At 36.4% G+C, this 19,497-nt stretch carries 19 protein-coding genes and 5 pseudogenes; 20 read left to right on the top strand and 4 right to left on the bottom strand.

Annotated elements, in window-relative coordinates; genetic code table 11:
* Positions 1-159: 159 nt before the first annotated feature.
* The 3 genes from NSU05_RS13225 (at position 160) to NSU05_RS13215 (ending at position 2,910) form a co-directional block, all read left to right on the top strand.
* The gene (locus NSU05_RS13225) at positions 160-549 is read left to right on the top strand and encodes a tautomerase family protein (RefSeq protein ID WP_004398711.1); all 390 of its coding nucleotides are present in this window, start codon (positions 160-162) and stop codon (positions 547-549) included.
* A gap of 288 nt (positions 550-837) precedes the next feature.
* Entirely contained in the window at positions 838-1,785 is a 948-nt protein-coding gene (gene czcD, locus NSU05_RS13220) for a CDF family zinc transporter CzcD (protein ID WP_038429364.1), read from the top strand.
* 87 nt (positions 1,786-1,872) lie between these two features.
* Complete coding sequence (locus NSU05_RS13215; RefSeq protein ID WP_015714361.1) at positions 1,873-2,910, top strand: NAD(P)/FAD-dependent oxidoreductase; 1,038 nt, start codon at positions 1,873-1,875, stop codon at positions 2,908-2,910.
* A 122-nt stretch (positions 2,911-3,032) separates the two neighbouring features.
* Here NSU05_RS13215 and czcR read toward each other — a convergent pair whose 3' ends face one another.
* Positions 3,033-3,899 carry a LysR family transcriptional regulator CzcR gene (gene czcR / locus NSU05_RS13210; RefSeq protein ID WP_015714360.1) on the bottom strand — a complete coding sequence of 289 codons (867 nt, stop codon included), beginning with the start codon at positions 3,897-3,899 and terminating at the stop codon, positions 3,033-3,035.
* A gap of 125 nt (positions 3,900-4,024) precedes the next feature.
* Here czcR and NSU05_RS13205 point away from each other — a divergent pair, with 125 nt between their 5' ends.
* From NSU05_RS13205 to NSU05_RS13195, 3 genes are all read left to right on the top strand, one after another.
* The gene (locus NSU05_RS13205; RefSeq protein ID WP_015714359.1) at positions 4,025-4,990 is read left to right on the top strand and encodes a DMT family transporter; all 966 of its coding nucleotides are present in this window, start codon (positions 4,025-4,027) and stop codon (positions 4,988-4,990) included.
* Positions 4,991-5,007: 17 nt separating this feature from the next.
* Complete coding sequence (locus tag NSU05_RS13200; RefSeq protein ID WP_014477437.1) at positions 5,008-5,151, top strand: YrzO family protein; 144 nt, start codon at positions 5,008-5,010, stop codon at positions 5,149-5,151.
* Positions 5,152-5,423: 272 nt separating this feature from the next.
* A complete protein-coding gene (locus NSU05_RS13195) occupies positions 5,424-6,728 on the top strand; it encodes a hemolysin family protein (RefSeq protein ID WP_038429363.1) in 1,305 nt (434 codons plus the stop codon).
* A gap of 156 nt (positions 6,729-6,884) precedes the next feature.
* Here the strand turns inward: NSU05_RS13195 and bltD are convergent, their stop codons facing one another.
* Together bltD and blt are read right to left on the bottom strand one after the other, a co-directional pair.
* Entirely contained in the window at positions 6,885-7,343 is a 459-nt protein-coding gene (bltD, locus tag NSU05_RS13190; protein ID WP_017697683.1) for a spermine/spermidine acetyltransferase, read from the bottom strand.
* A gap of 198 nt (positions 7,344-7,541) precedes the next feature.
* Positions 7,542-8,744, bottom strand: coding sequence for a multidrug efflux MFS transporter Blt (gene blt, locus NSU05_RS13185; protein WP_003229880.1), 1,203 nt, complete (start codon positions 8,742-8,744; stop codon positions 7,542-7,544).
* A gap of 116 nt (positions 8,745-8,860) precedes the next feature.
* Here blt and bltR point away from each other — a divergent pair, with 116 nt between their 5' ends.
* The 14 genes and pseudogenes from bltR to NSU05_RS13115 all read left to right on the top strand — a co-directional run bounded on the left by bltR (position 8,861) and on the right by NSU05_RS13115 (position 17,581).
* On the top strand, positions 8,861-9,682 hold the full coding sequence (gene bltR / locus NSU05_RS13180; RefSeq protein WP_038429362.1) for a multidrug efflux transcriptional regulator BltR: 822 nt from the start codon (positions 8,861-8,863) through the stop codon (positions 9,680-9,682).
* A gap of 63 nt (positions 9,683-9,745) precedes the next feature.
* Positions 9,746-9,877 (top strand): annotated as a pseudogene (locus tag NSU05_RS13175) (hypothetical protein); the annotation flags it as partial.
* Positions 9,855-9,997 (top strand): annotated as a pseudogene (locus NSU05_RS13170) (hypothetical protein). The pseudogenes NSU05_RS13175 and NSU05_RS13170, both read left to right, overlap by 23 nt.
* Before the next feature lie 225 nt (positions 9,998-10,222).
* Positions 10,223-10,783, top strand: a complete 561-nt coding sequence (locus tag NSU05_RS13165; RefSeq protein ID WP_038429361.1) for a cupin domain-containing protein — start codon at positions 10,223-10,225, stop codon at positions 10,781-10,783.
* Between the two features lie 384 nt (positions 10,784-11,167).
* Positions 11,168-11,485 (top strand): sulfurtransferase, encoded by a 318-nt coding sequence (locus NSU05_RS13160; RefSeq protein ID WP_080497365.1) that lies wholly within the window; start codon positions 11,168-11,170, stop codon positions 11,483-11,485.
* 21 nt (positions 11,486-11,506) lie between these two features.
* Complete coding sequence (locus NSU05_RS13155) at positions 11,507-11,767, top strand: metal-sensitive transcriptional regulator (RefSeq protein ID WP_003237170.1); 261 nt, start codon at positions 11,507-11,509, stop codon at positions 11,765-11,767.
* 146 nt (positions 11,768-11,913) lie between these two features.
* Positions 11,914-12,396: a DsrE/DsrF/DrsH-like family protein gene (locus tag NSU05_RS13150; protein WP_024572226.1), complete on the top strand. Its 483-nt coding sequence runs from the start codon at positions 11,914-11,916 to the stop codon at positions 12,394-12,396.
* A gap of 23 nt (positions 12,397-12,419) precedes the next feature.
* Positions 12,420-12,516 (top strand): annotated as a pseudogene (locus tag NSU05_RS13145) (rhodanese-like domain-containing protein); the annotation flags it as partial.
* A gap of 65 nt (positions 12,517-12,581) precedes the next feature.
* Complete coding sequence (locus tag NSU05_RS13140) at positions 12,582-13,139, top strand: sulfurtransferase TusA family protein (protein ID WP_015251636.1); 558 nt, start codon at positions 12,582-12,584, stop codon at positions 13,137-13,139.
* A gap of 20 nt (positions 13,140-13,159) precedes the next feature.
* Positions 13,160-13,445: pseudogene (locus tag NSU05_RS13135) on the top strand (DsrE/DsrF/DrsH-like family protein).
* Positions 13,446-13,474: 29 nt separating this feature from the next.
* A pseudogene (locus NSU05_RS13130) lies at positions 13,475-14,609 on the top strand (MBL fold metallo-hydrolase).
* A 33-nt stretch (positions 14,610-14,642) separates the two neighbouring features.
* On the top strand, positions 14,643-14,870 hold the full coding sequence (locus tag NSU05_RS13125) for a sulfurtransferase TusA family protein (protein ID WP_038429358.1): 228 nt from the start codon (positions 14,643-14,645) through the stop codon (positions 14,868-14,870).
* A gap of 60 nt (positions 14,871-14,930) precedes the next feature.
* Positions 14,931-15,707, top strand: a complete 777-nt coding sequence (locus tag NSU05_RS13120) for a sulfite exporter TauE/SafE family protein (protein ID WP_038429357.1) — start codon at positions 14,931-14,933, stop codon at positions 15,705-15,707.
* A gap of 776 nt (positions 15,708-16,483) precedes the next feature.
* Positions 16,484-17,581, top strand: a complete 1,098-nt coding sequence (locus NSU05_RS13115; protein WP_038429356.1) for a glycosyl hydrolase — start codon at positions 16,484-16,486, stop codon at positions 17,579-17,581.
* A gap of 480 nt (positions 17,582-18,061) precedes the next feature.
* Here the strand turns inward: NSU05_RS13115 and NSU05_RS13110 are convergent, their stop codons facing one another.
* Positions 18,062-19,405, bottom strand: coding sequence for an MATE family efflux transporter (locus NSU05_RS13110; RefSeq protein WP_038429355.1), 1,344 nt, complete (start codon positions 19,403-19,405; stop codon positions 18,062-18,064).
* Positions 19,406-19,497: the final 92 nt, after the last annotated feature.

The raw sequence follows: 19,497 nt of genomic DNA, 5'->3' as shown, positions 1-19,497 counted from the left end.
TGCCTATGGAAATACACATCATAACATAGGCTTGACTAACACCAGAATGAAGGGGTTATTGGGAAATTACTTTATTCTAAATGTAGCAGCTGCTTGGAAATAGCTGACACATTAACGAATGAAATTAAAAAGACTGTTGTAGTAGAAGGAGGGGATTTTATGCCATTACTTCGTTTTGACTTAATAGAAGGGCGAGATCAATCAAGTTTGAAAAAACTTTTAGATGTCGCTCACAATGTTGTAGTAGAGGCTTTTGATGTGCCTCAACAAGACCGTTATCAAATTGTTCATGAACATCCAGAAAATCATATGATTATTGAGGATACTGGGTTAGGATTTAACCGAACTAAAAATCTTGTTGTTCTTTCAGTTACAAGTAAATCCCGACCGGAAGAGAAGAAACAAAAATTTTACAGGCTGTTAGCTGAAAGACTGGAATCTGAGTGTGGTATCGCATCAACTGATTTAATTGTATCTATTGTTGAAAATGATAATGCTGACTGGAGTTTTGGACTTGGTGAGGCCCAATTTTTAACAGGTAAATTGTAGTTGAATACTACCCTCAAATGCTTGATTGAAGAAAAGGATAGAGAAACTAGGGTAGCGGAGCAAACCATGTGTTTGCTCCGCTTTTTTATGTTTATAAAAGAATAATTAAGGAGGTATTGTGGATTTCTATAAAAAATATTTTGACATTTCAGTAAAGAGCAGATATATTTATATATGAACACATGATCATATATAAATATTGTTTGCATTATGTTAGAATGCTTCATAACAGATTTGAAATAATAAATACATATGTATCAATAAACTTTAGGTAAGGAGGAGTTTTTTATGGGTCACAATCATAGTCACAATCATAATGAAGGAGCAAATAAAAAGGTTTTATTGATCTCTTTTATCATGATTACAGGTTATATGATAATAGAAGCTATAGGTGGATTTTTAACAAATAGTCTGGCGCTTTTATCTGATGCAGGCCATATGCTGAGTGATTCAATTTCATTAATGGTTGCCCTGATTGCTTTTACATTAGCTGAAAAAAAGGCAAATCACAATAAGACATTCGGCTATAAACGATTTGAGATTCTTGCAGCTGTGATAAACGGTGCTGCCTTAATTCTTATTTCTCTTTATATCATTTATGAAGCAATCGAACGCTTCTCTAATCCACCAAAAGTAGCAACAACCGGCATGCTTACAATTAGTATCATCGGGTTAGTTGTGAATCTATTGGTCGCTTGGATTATGATGAGTGGCGGAGATACAAAGAATAATCTGAATATAAGAGGAGCTTATTTACATGTAATAAGCGATATGCTCGGCTCTGTAGGTGCCATTTTAGCTGCCATCCTCATCATCTTCTTTGGATGGGGCTGGGCAGACCCATTGGCTAGTATCATTGTGGCTATTCTTGTTCTAAGAAGCGGTTACAATGTGACTAAAGATTCCATTCACATCTTAATGGAAGGAACTCCAGAAAATATCGATGTCTCTGATATCATTCGTACAATTGAAGGGACAGAGGGAATTCAAAACATTCATGATTTACACATATGGTCTATCACAAGCGGATTGAATGCTCTTTCTTGCCATGCAGTTGTTGACGATCAACTGACCATTTCAGAAAGTGAAAATATTTTACGCAAAATTGAACATGAACTTGAGCATAAAGGCATTACGCACGTAACCATTCAAATGGAAACCGAAGCGCATAATCACGACAATGCGATCCTTTGTCAGCCCAAAATGGAGAAGCCGCGTGACCACCATCACCATTAAATTTTTTATCTAACTTTATAGTGAGGAGATCAACTAGCATTTTGCAGATTCTGTCTACTGACAATTTGAAATTGGCGGGGTGATAATGTGTACGACACTATAGTAATCGGGGCTGGTCAAGCAGGGATCTCGATAGGGTATTATCTAAAGCAGTCCGATCAAAAGTTTATTATTTTGGATAAAAGTCATGGGGTGGGGGAGAGCTGGAAAGATCGGTATGACTCATTAGTTTTATTTACTTCTCGAATGTATAGCTCTTTGCCTGGAATGCATCTTGAAGGAGAAAAACATGGATTTCCTTCAAAAAATGAAATTGTTGCTTATCTAAAGAAGTATGTTAAAAAATTTGAAATTCCAATCCAATTACGGACAGAAGTAATAAGTGTCCTAAAAATAAAGAATTATTTCTTAATAAAAACAAATCGGGAAGAATATCAAACGAAGAATCTTGTCATTGCTACAGGGCCTTTTCATACCCCTAATATTCCATCAATATCAAAGGATTTATCCGATAATATTAATCAACTACACTCATCACAATATAAGAATTCAAAACAATTGGCATATGGAAATGTACTAGTAGTTGGTGGTGGGAATAGTGGTGCTCAAATAGCTGTTGAATTATCCAAAGAAAGAGTTACATATTTAGCTTGTAGTAATAAACTTGTTTATTTCCCTTTAATGATCGGAAAAAGAAGCATCTTTTGGTGGTTTGATAAACTAGGAGTTTTACATGCAAGTCATACATCAATAGTAGGCAAATTCATTCAAAAGAAAGGTGATCCAGTATTTGGGCATGAATTAAAACATGCAATAAAACAGAAGGAGATCATCTTAAAAAAAAGAGTCATTGCCGCAAAGCAAAATGAAATCATTTTTAAAGATTCATCTACATTAGAAGTAAACAATATTATTTGGGCTACTGGTTTCAGGAATCCCTTATGTTGGATAAATATAAAAGGTGTTTTGGATCAAGAAGGTCGAATCATACATCATAGAGGTGTTTCACCTGTAGAAGGATTGTACTTTATAGGTTTGCCTTGGCAGCATAAGCGAGGTTCAGCGTTGCTTCAAGGCGTAGGAAATGATGCTGAATACATTGTAAAACAAATGAACGGTGAATAAACGAAGCAGAGCAGTAACTCACATGTTTACTGCTCTATTTTTTGCGTGAATAAGGGTAGCGAAGTGGAGATGAGCCTTCTCTTTTATTTAAGAAGTTAGAATATAGAAAGAGAAAAATCACTTTAAGCCATACTCATATTTTTATGTTCAACAATGGTCTTAAGGAGGCTGCGCATTGAATTTGTCAGGTACGCATCTTTATGGCGTATAAAGATTGTGGAGATACAGCTGTCTTTCTCAGGCAATGGGTGGCAATAAACCTTACCTTGTACAGCTAGATGCATAACAGCAGATTCCGGTACCACTGTTATACCGAGTCCAAGTGCAACACTATTTAAGATTGTCTCCAGGATGTTAAATTCCATCATTCTGTTTGGGAGCACACCTTCATCTTTGAGCCACTGTTCAAGCCTAGACCGATACCCGCACCCCTGATTAAAAACAAGAATCGGAGTCGTTGAAAAATCCTCTATATTAAACGTTTTGTTACTGGTTACAAGAGTAAGTTTTTCAGTATAAACATCATACTGTTCCAGGATAGAATGTTTCAAAGGGCCTGAAATAAAAGCTCCGTCTAATTCGTGATTCATGACCTTTTTAATAAGTTCCTCTGTTAGACCAGCCTGCAATGATAAATCCACATTAGGATACTTTTTATAATAGGAAGCTATGATGGTCGGCAGTATCCTCACTGTTTCCACTGTACCGATTTTTAATATTCCAGACGGTATATCAGTATCTAGAAAGACTTGCTCCAGTTCTTCAACATCTTTCAAAATTTTGTTAACGTATTCAATCATTTTTCGGCCCTCTGGGCTTAGTGAAACCCCTTTTTTATGGCGATTGAAAAGAGGTGTTTTGAGTTCATTCTCTAATTGCTTAATCCGCGCAGTTACATTAGATTGTACATAATTTAACTCTTTTGCAGCACCGGTAATACTCTTGTGATGGGCTACGCATTTGAAAATTTGTAAGTCTCGCAGTTCCATGAAGATCCCCCCTTCATTAAAGTATCATTATCAATGATGTTTTTCATCACTTTTGTTCATTTTACTTGATGCTTACTTCTTTTTATAATTCTCATTGTAATTTTAAAGAAAAGGGGGGGAATTCAATGAAAAAAGGTCAATTATTCATTGGTGCCCTTACATGTTTAGTAGCAAGTATGTCTTGGGGCGCGATGTTTCCAGTTGCAGATCATGCATTAGAATTTGTTGATCCGTTTTATTTTTCATTTATTCGCTACGGTGTGGTAACGATTATGTTAGTGATTTTATTATTGGTGAGAGAAGGAAAAAAATCATTTTATTTAGAGGGTAAAGCAAAATGGATCATTTTATTTGGGGTGATGGCGTTTACTGTATACAATGTTCTTATTTTTTTAGGTCAAAGGTTGATGGGGAAGTCTGGAATTATGACAGCATCCATTGCCGAGGCACTCATGCCGATGCTTTCAATTGTTATTCTATGGGGATATAAACATGTGAAACCTAAAAAATACACAATGATCAGTATATTGATTGCCTTTTTGGGGGCTTCGATGGTCATAACCAAAGGTAATATAAGTTTCTTTTTTTCATTAGGGGATCATCTATTCTCGATACTCTTTATATTCATTGGTGTTTTAGGGTGGGTTGTCTACACAATGGGGGGACAGATATTCCGAGAGTGGTCCACACTTCGTTATTCAACTTTGACATGTTTATTCGGCACAGCTATAACAGGAATCATGACAGCTATACTTACCGCGCAAGGTTACGTGTCGGTACCGAGTATTAAAGTGATTGCAGCAATTAAGTATGATTTTTTATTTATGATTACTTTACCAGGTATCATAGCCCTCCTTAGTTGGAACTATGGCATTAAAATCCTATCATCCATTAATGGGATTTTATTTATTAACTTTGTCCCCATTACTACATTGTTAATCATGGTGATCAAAGGATATAACATAACTGCATTTGATATAGTAGGAACACTGTTTGTCATTATTGGACTCATTTTAAATAACATATATCAGCGTAAGGAAGATTATAAGCAGGTATTACAAAAAGAAAAAACAAATTTGACTATCACTTAGACGGTGGGGGATTTAAAATGTTTGAAGGTTTATTGTTTTTCATTTCAGCTGGAATTGTCTGTGAACTTGCTGCAATTAATAGAAATGGCCGCAAAAATATAAAGCAACAGGCGGAATTGATTCAAATTTTAAAAGAAAACCTTAATAAAGACATTAAATAAATCAAGACGGTTGGATATTATTGAAACACACCAGAAAATTCAGGTGTGTTTTTATTTTGCTTTCTTTTAAAACGTCACCAATCGCTAGTTGAATACTATGGGAACCACTCTCCATACGGAAAAAAATGATTATTTACATCATTCAGAGTTGATTTTAGGTTCTTTTGAACTTATAATGTTATATATACTGTTTTTTGTTTATTCAGAAAAAACGGGTTATAAAAATAAATATTTATATCGGAGGTGTACGCCTTACTAGGTAAGGCAAATCATTGACAACCATTAACCTTATAATCTTTACTATTTTAATTGTCTTAACAGCATTTTTTGTTGCGACTGAATTTGCGATAGTAAAGATCAGGTCATCAAAAATTGACCAACTCATATTAGAGGGAAAAAAAGGTGCCGTATCAGCCAAAAAGGTCATTACTCATTTGGACGAATATTTGTCAGCTTGTCAATTAGGGATCACGGTTACAGCGTTGGGAATTGGCTGGGTTGGAGAATCGACTTTTGAAGTGATTTTGCACCCCTTATTTGCTCATTTTCATGTAAGTGAAACAGTCTCACATGTATTGATCTTAGTGATTGCTTTTGTGATGGCGACTTTTTTGCACGTTGTAGTTGGAGAACTTGCTCCTAAAACACTCGCTATCCAAAAAGCGGAAACCATCACTCTTTTGACTGCAAAGCCAATTATTTGGTTTTACCGCATCCTGTTCCCTTTTATATGGTTTTTAAATGGTTCAGCCCGGTTTATAGTAGGACTCTTCGGTTTGAAACCTGCATCAGAACATGAACTTGCTCATTCTGAAGAAGAACTGCGCATCTTACTGTCTGAAAGCTATAAGAGCGGTGAAATCAATCAAAATGAGTTGAAATATGTAAATAATATTTTTGAATTTGATGAAAGAATCGCCAAAGAAATTATGATTCCGAGAAGAGAGATCGTAGCGATTTCTAGTGAGGATTCTTATGAAACTATTGTTAAGGCCATTAAGACAGAGAGTTATACAAGGTACCCAGTCCTAAATGGAGATAAAGATTCAATCATTGGTTTTATCAATGCTAAAGAATTCTTGTCAGCTTATATTGACACAGACCAGAAGATAAAAGAGGATTTCAAGTTAGAAAATCATATCAACCCTGTTATCCATGTTATTGAATCCGTTCCAATTCATGATTTATTGGTAAAAATGCAAAAAGAGCGAACACATATCGCTATTCTTGTGGATGAATATGGCGGAACTTCAGGTTTAGTCACTGCTGAAGATATTCTTGAAGAAATTGTCGGGGAAATCAGAGATGAATTTGATAAAGATGAAGTGCCTAATATTAGAAAAGTAAATGATAATCACTATATCTTAGATTCGAAAGTGCTCATTGAGGATGTAAATGATTTATTGGGAACGACGTTAGAAAGTGACGAAGTGGATACAATAGGCGGCTGGTTTATGACTCAACAAATAGACGCTGCAGTTGGGTCCGTTATAGAAGCCGATGGGTATATTTTTAAAGTGTACAAAACAGTTGGCCGGCATATTAATTATTTAGAAATTGTCTGGAAAAAAGAATAACATCTGGATAAAACACATGAGATTTTGACTAATAAGATGCTTAAAGCCTGAGATGAAATTTTCATCCAGGCTTTTTTAAACAATGATCTTGCAGTTTAAGTAGGTAATCATTATCGAAGTTCAAACGTTTCTCAGCAAACAAGGAGGCTTGGATATCTATAGCTCTTTTACCATTACCTTCTCACCATTAAAGTCGAGTTCACCATTAAATTGAAAACCAAACCTTTGATAAAGGCGTATAGCATGAATATTATTTTCAAATATACTTAAATAAATTCTTTTGCATTTATATAGCTCAGCAAGGTGCTGAATGAGGGCTTTAAGCATTTTCTTCCCTAATCCTTTTCCCTGATAGCGTTCGTCAATAAAAAATCGGTCAAGCCAGACTCGTCCGTTTTTATTATCTTCATCATACTCGGGAAACAATCCATACATTGCAAAACCGACTAGATCTCCTTCATAGTAAAGCCCGACAGGTTTATAATAGTGACATTCTTTTGCATCCTCTAAACATACTTTTGTAGTTTCAATATATGATAATTGATTCTGGCTGACATGCAGATCAAGAATTGCAGCACGATTATCATCAGTTACTCCTTTTATTTTTATACTCATACTACATTCTCCTTTTTTCTTATCCCGGTTAGGCTGCGGCTTAAGGTGATGGCAGATGAAATCCTGATATTGCTAAAACTCAGCTTAAACTATATTCACGTCAAGCAACATGTAGCCTATCATATTAAGTACCTTTCTTATTGTGCCTAACCAGGGGCATTCCCTGCATCCAAATGACTTGACTTTATAGAGGCTGAATTAATTCAAAGCTGCAGCATCATTCTTTTTTTCTTTCCAAACCATTGTAAGACCAAGGCCGACAATCATAACGAAACCTGCAAAAAGGAAAGGATAATGAATGTTAAGATCAAATAGTATACCGCCTAAAGCAGGTCCAAATATATTTCCCAGGCTGGTGTATGTGGAGTTCATGCCTGCTACGAAACCCTGCTGGTTACCGGCCATATTGGATAAATGAGCGGTTAAGGCCGGACGTAGCAAATCGAACGCCAGAAAAATAAAACAAGTTACAAGCAAAACAGTTAAAAATCCTGACATAACAGTAGACACGAAAGCCAAGATCGCACCGGTTATTAAGCACAGCTGAATCATTCTTTTCTCTCCAAGTTTGTTGACCAATTTCCCGAAAAGTAAAACTTGAATAACTACCGCAACAATGGAACTAATCGTAATAATGGCTGCAATATCTTTTGGTGTGAAGCCAAATTTATGATCAGAAAACAAGCTGAATACCGTTTCATAAGCTGATAAACCAAAAGCCATTACAAAGACGATAATAAATGCAATGAAATAGACAGGGTGAATGGATCTCTTCAAGTCTTTAATGAAATTTGATTCCTTTGTATGAGATGAGAGTTGATGGCGTTCTTCTATCGACAATGACTCTTTTAGTATAAAAACGGAAGTGACAGCTGCTATTAACGCGATGGCGGAGGCGAAGAAAAACGGCATGCGGATGCCAAAGCCGGCAATAAATCCTCCCGCACCAGGCCCAATAATAAAGCCTGTGCTAATTGCAGCAGAAACATACCCCATAGCCTTTGACCTTTCCTTTAGGGTTGTAATATCAGCTACATATGCTGTTACCGCGGGCATGATAAAAGCCGCACTTACACCACCCAATATCCTCGAGAAATAAAATATTGAAACATGGGTCCCTAATCCGAAAATCAACTCAGATAAACTGAATATAAGCAACCCGAGAATAATCATTTTTTTTCTCCCGAAACGGTCAACCCACCTACCTGCAAAAGGTGAAGTAATTAACTGAGAAATGGCAAAAGCCGCAACAAGATAACCCATTGTGCTGCCGGATAAATGCATGATTTTCATAAAAGAAGGCATAACTGGAATGATTAAACCGATACCAAGAAATGCTACGAAGATGTTGCTTAATAGTATAATGAATATCGTTTTTTGCTCATTTATTGATTTTTTCATCTGAATTCCCCTTTTACTCAATTGAACCCTTTTTACCTATCCTTTTCGCTTGAAGCTTTTTTCAAGTACAATCAAATCATAAGGTATATGGTTACCGTATAGTCAAGGAGGTTTTTATGAGCGAAGATGTTAAGAAGTATTTCACAACAGGGGAGTTTTCGAAGCTCTGCCGTGTAAAAAAACAAACCTTATTTCATTATGATGAGATTGGTCTTTTCTCGCCGGAAATAAAAAAAGAAAATGGGTATAGATATTATTCCTATCATCAATTTGAGATTTTTCAAGTCATCAGTCTATTTAAAGAGCTTGGGGTTCCATTAAAAGAAATAAAGTGTCTAATAAAAGGAAAAACACCAGACAAGATCCTGCATGTTCTAAAAGAAAAGTCTATTGAGATTGATAAAAAAATAAATGAGCTTAAGCAGTTGCAAACGATCTTACAAACAAAAGTGACGCTTACAGAACAAGCACTTGAGACTGATTTTTCCTCAATTTCTTTTGAATATTTAAATGAAGAAACATTCATGTTAAGCCGAAAAACATTAAACTTACCGGAACGAAAATATGTGGCAGCCATTTCAGAACTCATTCATGAAGTTCAGCAATATGAATTAGATGAAGGATATCCGATAGGCGGAATCTTTGCACGGGAACAAATCTTAGAAAAAGACTTCTACAATTACAGTTACTTTTATATAAAAGTAAAAAATGGGGGAGAGAACATAAATTATCATGTACGGCCAAAAGGCCTGTATGCAGTTGGATATGAAATAGGCGGAAATACTGAAGAGGCGTACCGGAGAATCATTGAGTTCATTGAAAAGAATGGAATGCAAATAGGGGAAAATGCATATGAGGAATATATGCTGGATGAGATGGTAGTTGACGGGTATGAAAATACATATGCAAAAATCCTCCTTCAAGTTAAAGAGGTGTAAGATTACGAAATTTTCATATGAAAAATTGCTTCTATTGTGTGCCCAAAAAGAATATAAACTAGTTTACTAAAAACGAGCCCACATACAGGTGACGGTACAAACGGCACTGGGAACCGCAAGTTTATCGGCGTTGAAATATGCTATAACGATTCAGGAGGCGCTAAATACTACGCTGCTGAAAAGCTGGCCATCAAGGCGCATACAAAGGGATAAATCTAAAAGAGCTGGGATAGGGGGGACAAACAACAGAATTCCGTATACTCTGTTGTTGTGCTATGTAAATGTCAAAAGCCATTTAGGATCGTCGACCTTTGATAATCCATCATATAAAGGTGTCATTCGATGTCTTGTTAACAAAGGCTAGTGAAATTCAACATCCAGAAAACGATTACAAGGTCGGTGATAAATTATTCATCCATGAATCAAACGGTGATCGAACATTCATTTTTGTGTTTAATATGAGTTTTCTTGATTTAGCACACTCCCTTAATAAATGCATAGGATACTATCACAAAAATTTATAATTGCGGGGATCAAAAAATGTACTATAACCCTTTTTCGCCTCAATGTTATTATTATGTGACTGTGCCGATGTATAATGATGGAAGATCTGTTTATTGGACTATTCCAAATGAGATGGAGAACGTACACAGAGGTGCCGATTTGCGCTCTTCATATGAAGATAGAAACCTTCTTTTGAAGGATTATGGACCAAAACCATTTGTTGTAAATATCAATAGAGCCACAAAACAAAACAATACATTCCGTACTGCTTTATGGACAGGAAAGCATTTTCAAGTTACTTTGATGAGTATTGGTATTGGAGAAGACATTGGTTTGGAAATCCATCCTAACGTTGACCAGTTCTTACGGATTGAGCAGGGGCGTGGGATCGTCAAAATGGGAAAGAGTAAAGATCATTTGAACTTTCAAAGAAATGTATATGATGATTCTGCCATTGTTGTCCCTGCCGGCACTTGGCACAACGTAATTAATACAGGAAATACGCCATTAAAACTTTACTCCATTTATGCTCCTCCTAACCATCCATTTGGTACAGTTCATGAAACCAAAGCAGATGCAGTGGCTGCGGAAGATTAGCACAGATATTCTGCAGAATTCTAGAATAATTAAAGTCACATTTAGCATGAAACATGGGGAACCAGTACCATGCTAATGAAACCCCATTTAATATCCAAGCAGCGTGTCTTGTGCTAATTTTAAGTAATTGATAAATAAAGCCGATTTAAAATTAAATCGGCTTATTGCTTTATTCGAGTTCCTTTTAGCAGAATTGGCATTATCCAAATGTAAGTATTTTTTCAATCCGCGGATATTGAAATGAATCTATCAGCTCAAAGAAAGTAACTTTCACACTTGACTATATACCTATGGGGGTATATTATTGTTTTGTGAATAACAAAGAGTTAATAAGGTGGTGTAAGTAGTATCAATTATTTAGTTATTGCATTCCTGCTTATTTTTGTGATTATCATTGCAACGTATAGACGGTATTATCCTATAACCGGAATCTCTTGTATCCATAAAGATAAATTAGAGGCTATGGACATCACAATATTAGATATTCGTCATTATAACGATGTACCCAATTTTTCGGATAATATTATTTTAAACATCCCATATGCGTATCTAAAACGTTTTTATTTAGAGATTCCACGTGATAAAATACACGTAATAGCTCGTGACCGGGTGGAATTAAATTTAGGAGTGCGTTTTCTAAAGCGCAAAGGTATCCATGTAAACAGTTATGAACTGGCAGCATGTAAATGTAAAAATAAATGAAAGAAAGGATTTCATTGATATATGGAGTATGATCAAAAGATTAAAAACCGCTTACGACGGATTGAAGGACAAATTAAAGGTGTATTGACTATGATGGAACAAGGAAAAGATTGTAGAGAGGTTGTGACCCAATTAGCAGCTTCCCGTAATGCGATCGATCGAGCGATGGGTTTAATTGTGAGCACAAACCTTGAACATTGTGTTCGTGAAAGTTTAGAAAAAGGCGAAGACACACAAAATTTAGTAAAAGAAGCAGTCGACTTATTGGTAAAGAGCCGATAAAAATTCATCAACCTAAGGTTGACGAATTTTTATATGCGTTATATTATACCCCCTATGGTATTTAAAGAGTTGAATAATAGCAGATCTTTCGAAAAAATTTTTTGACTTTAATATACCCGCGGGGGTAATTGGTTAGGAGAATAAACATGACAGAACAAACAAAACGCACAACAATTGTTTTATTTAGCGGGGATTATGATAAGGCAATGGCAGCCTATATTATTGCAAATGGTGCAGCTGCCTACGATCATGAAGTGACGATCTTCCATACTTTTTGGGGATTAAACGCTTTACGTAAAGAAGAGCTGATTCCAGTGAAAAAAGGATTTCTTGAAAAAATGTTTGGAAAGATGATGCCTCGTGGTGCTGATAAGATGGGTTTATCTAAAATGAACTTTGCAGGTATGGGCCCTAAAATGATTAAAAATGTGATGAAAAAGCATAATGCACTTACTTTACCTCAGTTGATTGAGATGGCTCAAGAACAGGGGGTAAAGCTCGTAGCTTGTACGATGACAATGGATCTTCTTGGTTTACAGGAAAAAGAACTATTAGATGATATTGACTATGCTGGTGTAGCAGCCTATTTGGCTGATGCTGAGGAAGGCAGTGTCAACTTATTTATCTAATGTTACTCATTTACTCATTGCTAAGCGGAATGAGAAGTTTAAAGGCAAGTAAAAATATTGAAGAAACAAGGATTTAAAAACATCACAAATATAAAAGGGGGCATGAATACATGGTATTAACTTCTAGTGAGAAACTTTTTGTATATTTATATACCCCCACCCCTATATGAAAAAAGGAGGAAAAAATGATGAAAGCAACTATTGTACTAGACGCTAAAGGTTTGGCGTGTCCAATGCCTATCGTAAAAACGAAGAAGAGAATGAAGGATTTAAAAGCTGGTGAAGTATTGGAAATTCAAGCAACAGATAAAGGTTCCACAGCAGATCTGGAAGCATGGGCAAAAAGTACAGGCCATGAATATCTAGGTACTGAAGCAGAGGGAGAAATACTTCGTCATTTTCTTCGAAAAGGAGGAGAGCATTCATCAGAAAATGCATCTTCAATTCCTGAGATTTCATTAGAAGCTTTCAAACAGAAAGTGGATAGTGACGAGTCTCTTAACATTTTAGATGTACGAGAGATAGAGGAGTATGAAAAAGCTCATATTCCTGGAGTTGTGCATATCCCTCTTGGTGAAGTGGAAAAGCGCTCTAATGAATTAAACAAAAATGATGAAATTTATATTATCTGCCATTCGGGAAGAAGAAGTGAAATGGCGGCCCACACCATGAAGAAACAAGGTTTTAAAAAGGTTATTAATGTTGTCCCCGGTATGCGGGATTGGACAGGTAAAACCGAATAAATAAAAAGCATGATGAACAGATGAGTACAAGAGTAGCGATTATTGCGGCAAATGGCGGTCTGTTTGATGCTTATAAAGTCTGTAATATTGCGACAAGGAAAAGAACATGTCGCAGAAGGTTGTAAGAAAGCAAATGTGCCTTCTATTCCTAAACTGATTGAAATGGGAGTTGCATGAATTGGTTGTCAAATAACGATGGACGTTATGGGTTTAACAAAAGATGAATTTATACAAGGAATCGAAGTAGGCGGGGCTGTTACCTTTTTAGATTTTGTTAAAGATGCTGATGTATCCTTAACGTTTTAGTTTCGCTAAAAGATTTGATATAGGAGGTATTGAAACATGACCGTAAAGGCAATGACCCCAAAAGAAGTGACAAAAAAAATCTATAACAAAGAACCTTTATTTATTTTGGATGTGCGTAATGAAAATGATTTTAATGATTGGAAGATAGAAGGGCATGACTTTGACCATTTGAATGTTCCTTATTTTGATCTTTTAGATGGCGTAGAAGATATATTGGAGAAAATTCCTTCTGATAAAGAAGTGCTGGTCGTTTGTGCAAAAGAAGGTTCATCCGTCATGGTATCCGAAATGCTATCTGAAGCAGGTCATTCTGTATCCTATCTTAAGGGTGGAATGAAAGCATGGAGCGAACATTTAGAGCCGGTAAAAGTCGGGGATTTAAAAGATGGCGGTGAGATGTATCAGTTTGTTCGAATCGGTAAAGGCTGCCTGTCATACATGGTCATTTCCAATGGTGAAGCAGCAATTATTGATGCGACACGTATGGTAGATTTCTTTATGGATTTTGCGAAGGAGAAGGGTGCAACGATTACTCACGTATTTGATACACATCTTCACGCGGACCATATTTCAGGCGGCAGAGTCATTGCTGAAAAAACAAAAGCAACCTACTGGTTACCGCCTAAAGATGCTGAAGAAGTGGTATTCGATTATCAGCCGTTGGAAGAAGGAAACGACATGATCATTGGAAATACAACGATTAAAATTCAACCGATTTATTCTCCGGGACACACGATTGGGTCCACTTCTTTCATTGTCGATGATCTGTATCTTCTTTCAGGTGATATTTTGTTTATTGATTCAATCGGCAGACCAGACTTAGCCGGTATGGCAGAAGATTGGGTAGGAGATTTAAGAAAAACGCTTTATAGCCGTTACAAAGCGTTATCAAAGGATTTAATTGTATTACCGGCACACTTTATGATCATTGACGAGCTAAATGAGGATGGAAGTGTTGGTAAAAAACTAAGTACATTATTTAGCGAGAACCATGGTTTGAACATTGCGGATGAAACAGAATTTAGACACCTAGTAACAGATCATTTGCCTCCGCAACCAAATGCATACCAAGAGATTCGAGAAACAAACATGGGGAAAATCAGCCCAGATGAAGAAAAACAGCGTGAAATGGAGATTGGCCCAAACCGCTGTGCAATACGGTAACACAAGTTTCTATTAATAAGAGGAGAGATGAACATGAAATCAGATAAAGTATTAGACGCAAAAGGCCTGGCATGCCCAATGCCAATCGTCAGGACAAAAAAAGCGATGAATGAACTGGAATCAGGTCAAATATTAGAAGTGCATGCAACAGATAAGGGAGCTAAAAATGATCTTGCAGCCTGGTCTAAATCAGGCGGACATGACCTTTTAGAGCAAACGGACGAGGGCGATGTATTGAAATTTTGGATTCAAAAAGGCTAATGAATGTGAAAGGGTATCGAATAGAAAGATACCCTTTTCCTTTGATAGGAGGAAACCAAAGTGGATATTGCCTTTATCACAACTCTTTTCATTATAGGGTTTATTGGTGCCTTTATTTCCGGAATGATTGGTATTGGCGGAGCAGTTATTAATTATCCAATGCTATTGTACATTCCTTCTTTAGTGGGAGTGATGTCATTAACTGCCCATGAAGTTTCAGGGATAGGGGCTATTCAAGTTTTCTTTGCGACACTCGGCGGTGTTTGGGCTTATCGTAAGAGTGGTCTTCTAAATAAAGCATTAATAATTTACATGGGAAGCAGCATCCTTTTAGGGAGTGTATTGGGGAGTTACTTTTCTCATTATATATCTGAAAAAGGAATTAACTTTATATACGGAATTCTGGCTATTATAGCAGTTATTTTAATGTTTATACCTAAAAGAGGGCAAGCCCATAGAGAAGGCGAAGAAGTGATATTTAATAAATGGTTAGCTTCGTCCATAGCCTTTATCATTGGCGGCGTATCAGGTATTTTAGGAGCTGGCGGCGCCTTTATCCTAGTCCCCATTATGTTATCGATTTTAAATATTCCTGTAAGAATCACTGTTGCTTCATCTCTTGCGATTACATTTCTATCATCTATTGGAGCAACAGTTGGAAAAGTAATCACGGGACAGGTGCTTTTTGTACCAGCCCTGGTTCTTATTATCGCTAGTTTCATTGCTTCTCCTATTGGCGCATCAGTTGGAAAAAAAGCAAATACAAAATTCCTGCAATGGATTTTAGCGCTATTAATAAGTGCGACAGCCATTAAAATTTGGTTAGAGCTCCTTTGATATAAGTCAGCGGGTAAAATGAAAGATTAACAGGTTGATACGGCTGAAGTTTTTGAAAATCAAATGAATATGAAACATCAATTGAGGGTTTTTTATTGAATGGTTTAAAACTGTGAGTCAGAGAGAGAAAAAGGCAATAGGGCACCGCAAATTAAAATTCTCAGTAGATCAAAATAACTTTTGGATTGGTATTAGAATCTTGATTATATGCTGCGGAGAAAGTGACGGGTTGGAACTGCTGTTAAGGAAAACATCAGATTATGAAAAACCAAGAAGAAAGAAACTAAGTTAGAGGAGTAAACCATACGTTTGCTCCTCTTTTTCTGTTTATAAAGGACTTTGTACCAAAAGTAACGTTTGCTGCTATGAATAGGGATCAAAATGATTTGTTTTTTGATTATTTTTTAAAATAATTTAAAAGGATAAAAAAGAGAGTGAAAATCATCCACCACTTAATATCGAAAATAATTCGACTTAACGAAATAGGTAATAAGGTTTAAATTCAAAAGGAAAAGTTTTCTTTATAGTCTGTAAGGTATAAAGTAAAAATAGGGAAAACGTCTGATGAAAGAAGATATTTTTCGGTTTAATATAATTAATGCCCAAAAAATGGAGATTTACAATGGGTAAATGCAAATATCTCTAAGGAAGGTCTCTCTTATTTTAAATATGAAAGGGGATGAAAAAGCGTAAATGACTTAATAGATTCTGTGCTTTATAAATCTTTAACAGAATAAATGATATAAATATATAAAAAGTAGAAGACGGAGAATATTATGTATAAAAAAATTGCTGTTTTTATATTACTATCTTTCATAATCGTTTCATCTTTTTCACAGTCGGCTCTTGCTCATACAGTTTACCCTGTGAATCCTAATGCACAGGCAACAACGAAAGAGTTGATGAATTGGCTGGCTCATCTGCCAAACCGATCTGAAAATCGCATACTGTCAGGTGCATTCGGCGGATTCACAAATGCTTCGTTTTCCATGAAAGAAGCCAACCGAATTAAGAATGCTACTGGCCAGCTACCCGCAATTTATGGTTGTGACTATTCCAGTGGATGGTTGGAGAAGCCCTATATTTCTGATATTACTGAGACGATCGACTATAGTTGCAACAGTGACTTAATCTCATATTGGAAAAGCGGTGGAATACCACAGATTAGCTTACATCTAGCTAATCCTGCATCCAGTACTTTTGGGAAAAATGCTTCCCATATTTCAAACAGTGAGTATGAAAAAATCTTAGACTCATCAACTACAGAGGGTAAGCGATTAGAGGCTGTTCTGAGCAAAGTTGCAGATGGCCTTGATCAGTTAAAAAATGAAGGTGTACCTGTTCTATTCAGACCTCTTCATGAAATGAATGGAGAATGGTTTTGGTGGGGACTAACCGAATATAACAAAAAAGACAGCCAGCGCTTCTCACTTTATAAACAACTGTATCAAAAAATCTATCATTATATGACTGATACAAGAGGTTTGGACAACCTGATATGGGTTTACTCACCGGACGCCAATCGAGACTTTAAGACTGACTTTTATCCTGGATCTTCATATGTTGATATTGTTGGATTAGATGCGTATTTCTCAGATGATTTTACAATTCAAGGATATGATGAGTTAACAGCTCTTAATAAGCCATTTGCGTTCACAGAAATCGGCACACAAAAACAAGATGGTAATTTGGATTATGCTGTGTTTCTTAATACAGTCAAACAAAAATATCCGAAAACCGTGTACTTTCTAACTTGGGATGAGGTTCACAGCCCTTCGGTTAATAAAGGTGGGTCTAATTTTTATAATGACAGCTGGACCCTTAATAAGGGAGAGGTATGGGCTGGTAGTTCACTTACACCAATAGTTGAATAACTGAAATGTCAAGGACATAAACAATTTCTTCATGTCGTTGAGTAACACTTGTTGAATTTCTTACAGAAAAATTGATCCAAAGAAGATACTAGACGTTGTGCAAAGAAAAACGTTAAGACGCAGACATCGGTTTGCTCCTCTTTTTCTGTCCATGAAAAGAGGAGTGGTGACTTTTGCGTAAATCGCAATTTGTGTAAATATCATTATTGTTTTTGATGATTCTAATCGTGTATTTAAAAGGAAGAGAGTAAAAAGCCCGACGTTTACTGTTTTGAGCTCACTTTTTAATATATAAGCTTCATAATCAATGATAGTGAGCGGAATAACTCGTGCGGGTTCAATTCTTCTAAACCACATTAATAATAAAGTGGGAGGATTTGAGAAGGGGATAGTTTAGCCGATTATGAGGGCTAAACTATCTTTTTTTACATATTTGATTAGTTTACAATACGGATTTAAATGTCATATGTTTACTAGCACTTAACTATTCAATTCAGGCTGCAATTTGTTCCTCAAAGCATAAAGCATGATGGCACCTACAAGGAATGCGACTGTATCTGCAATGACAAGTGACCAAACCACCCCATGAAAGCCGTTCACCTGATTGGCGATGAACAATACAGGAATCAGAGTAATTCCTTGAATAAATGACATAACAAAAGCGGCCGTTCCTTGCGCGGTAGCTTGGAAGATACCAGTAAATAATGAGGACATCCCTGTAATAAATATGGATAAAAACGTAACATGTAGAATGTAGCTGCCTATTTTAATTAATTGCGGGTCATTTGTAAATAAACCTATTAGATGGTCGGAAATTAAATAGACGATAACGCCAAACATTACTGCTAGCGTCACAATCGCTTTTAATGTAAATCCAATGGTATTTTTCATGCGTAATTTATCCGCTGTAAAAGAGAATGCAATTAACGGTACAACCCCTTCACATAGTCCCATCAAAATAAATTCAGGAAATTGAAATAAGCGGGATGAAATTCCGTATGCAGCAACGGCTTTGTCCCCATATTCGACAAGAAAATGATTAAAGATAAGAGACATTGCCCCCAAAAAAATACTCATAATAAAGACCGGAATGCCGATTTTTAATACATTGCTCAGAATATCCAGGCCAACCTTGAACCACTTTACGGAGACAGTTAAGAACTGGCTCTTATATCCCATGTGGAAGGCATAGAATGAACTCGCAGCCAAGTTGGAAATGACGGTAGCAGACGCAACTCCGATTACACCCCAATGGCATACGAAGATGACTAACGCATCAAGCATAATATTTACAACAACACTGAGAATCATACCGGTCATCGACGTGATTGCTGAACCCTCTGAGCGCACGATATTCTCCAGCGTGAAAAATAATACGACGAAAGGTGAACCAATAAGCATAACCATGACATAGTCCTTCGTGAAGCCGAAGGAGTCAGATGTTGCCCCCAGGCCATGAACAATTGGATCGATTAAAGGGAGACCCACTGCCATCACAATAAGACCAAGAACTAAACTGCTGTAAAAGGCAAATGAGGATACATGCTTTACATCATCATATTTTTTCTCCCCGAGCAAACGGGAGATGAATGTACCGCTGCCCATGCCAATCAAGTTGCCTAGCGCCATAATGATTGCAAATAACGGCAAGGTTAATGCGAGTGCGGTTAATATGGCGGTATTATGGAGTGTACCAAGGAAAAAGGCATTTAGAATGGAATATATGACACTCATTGATGTACCTAGCATCATCGGTATAGCGAAGTGAGCAACAGCTTTTGCGATCGGTGCTTTTTCAAAATAATAGAGGTTTTCTGTATCCATTATATTTCACTTCTTTCTTGTTTATATTTAATCTAACACTGTTAGTTTGAGTCTTACAGTGTTAGATGGTATCATCATTTTATAAACCTGTA

It is taken from the genome of Bacillus sp. EU52 (genome assembly GCF_037964975.1).
Taxonomy (GTDB): Bacteria; Bacillota; Bacilli; order Bacillales; family Bacillaceae; genus Bacillus; species Bacillus subtilis.
This window is presented reverse-complemented; position numbering and strand designations above follow the sequence as displayed.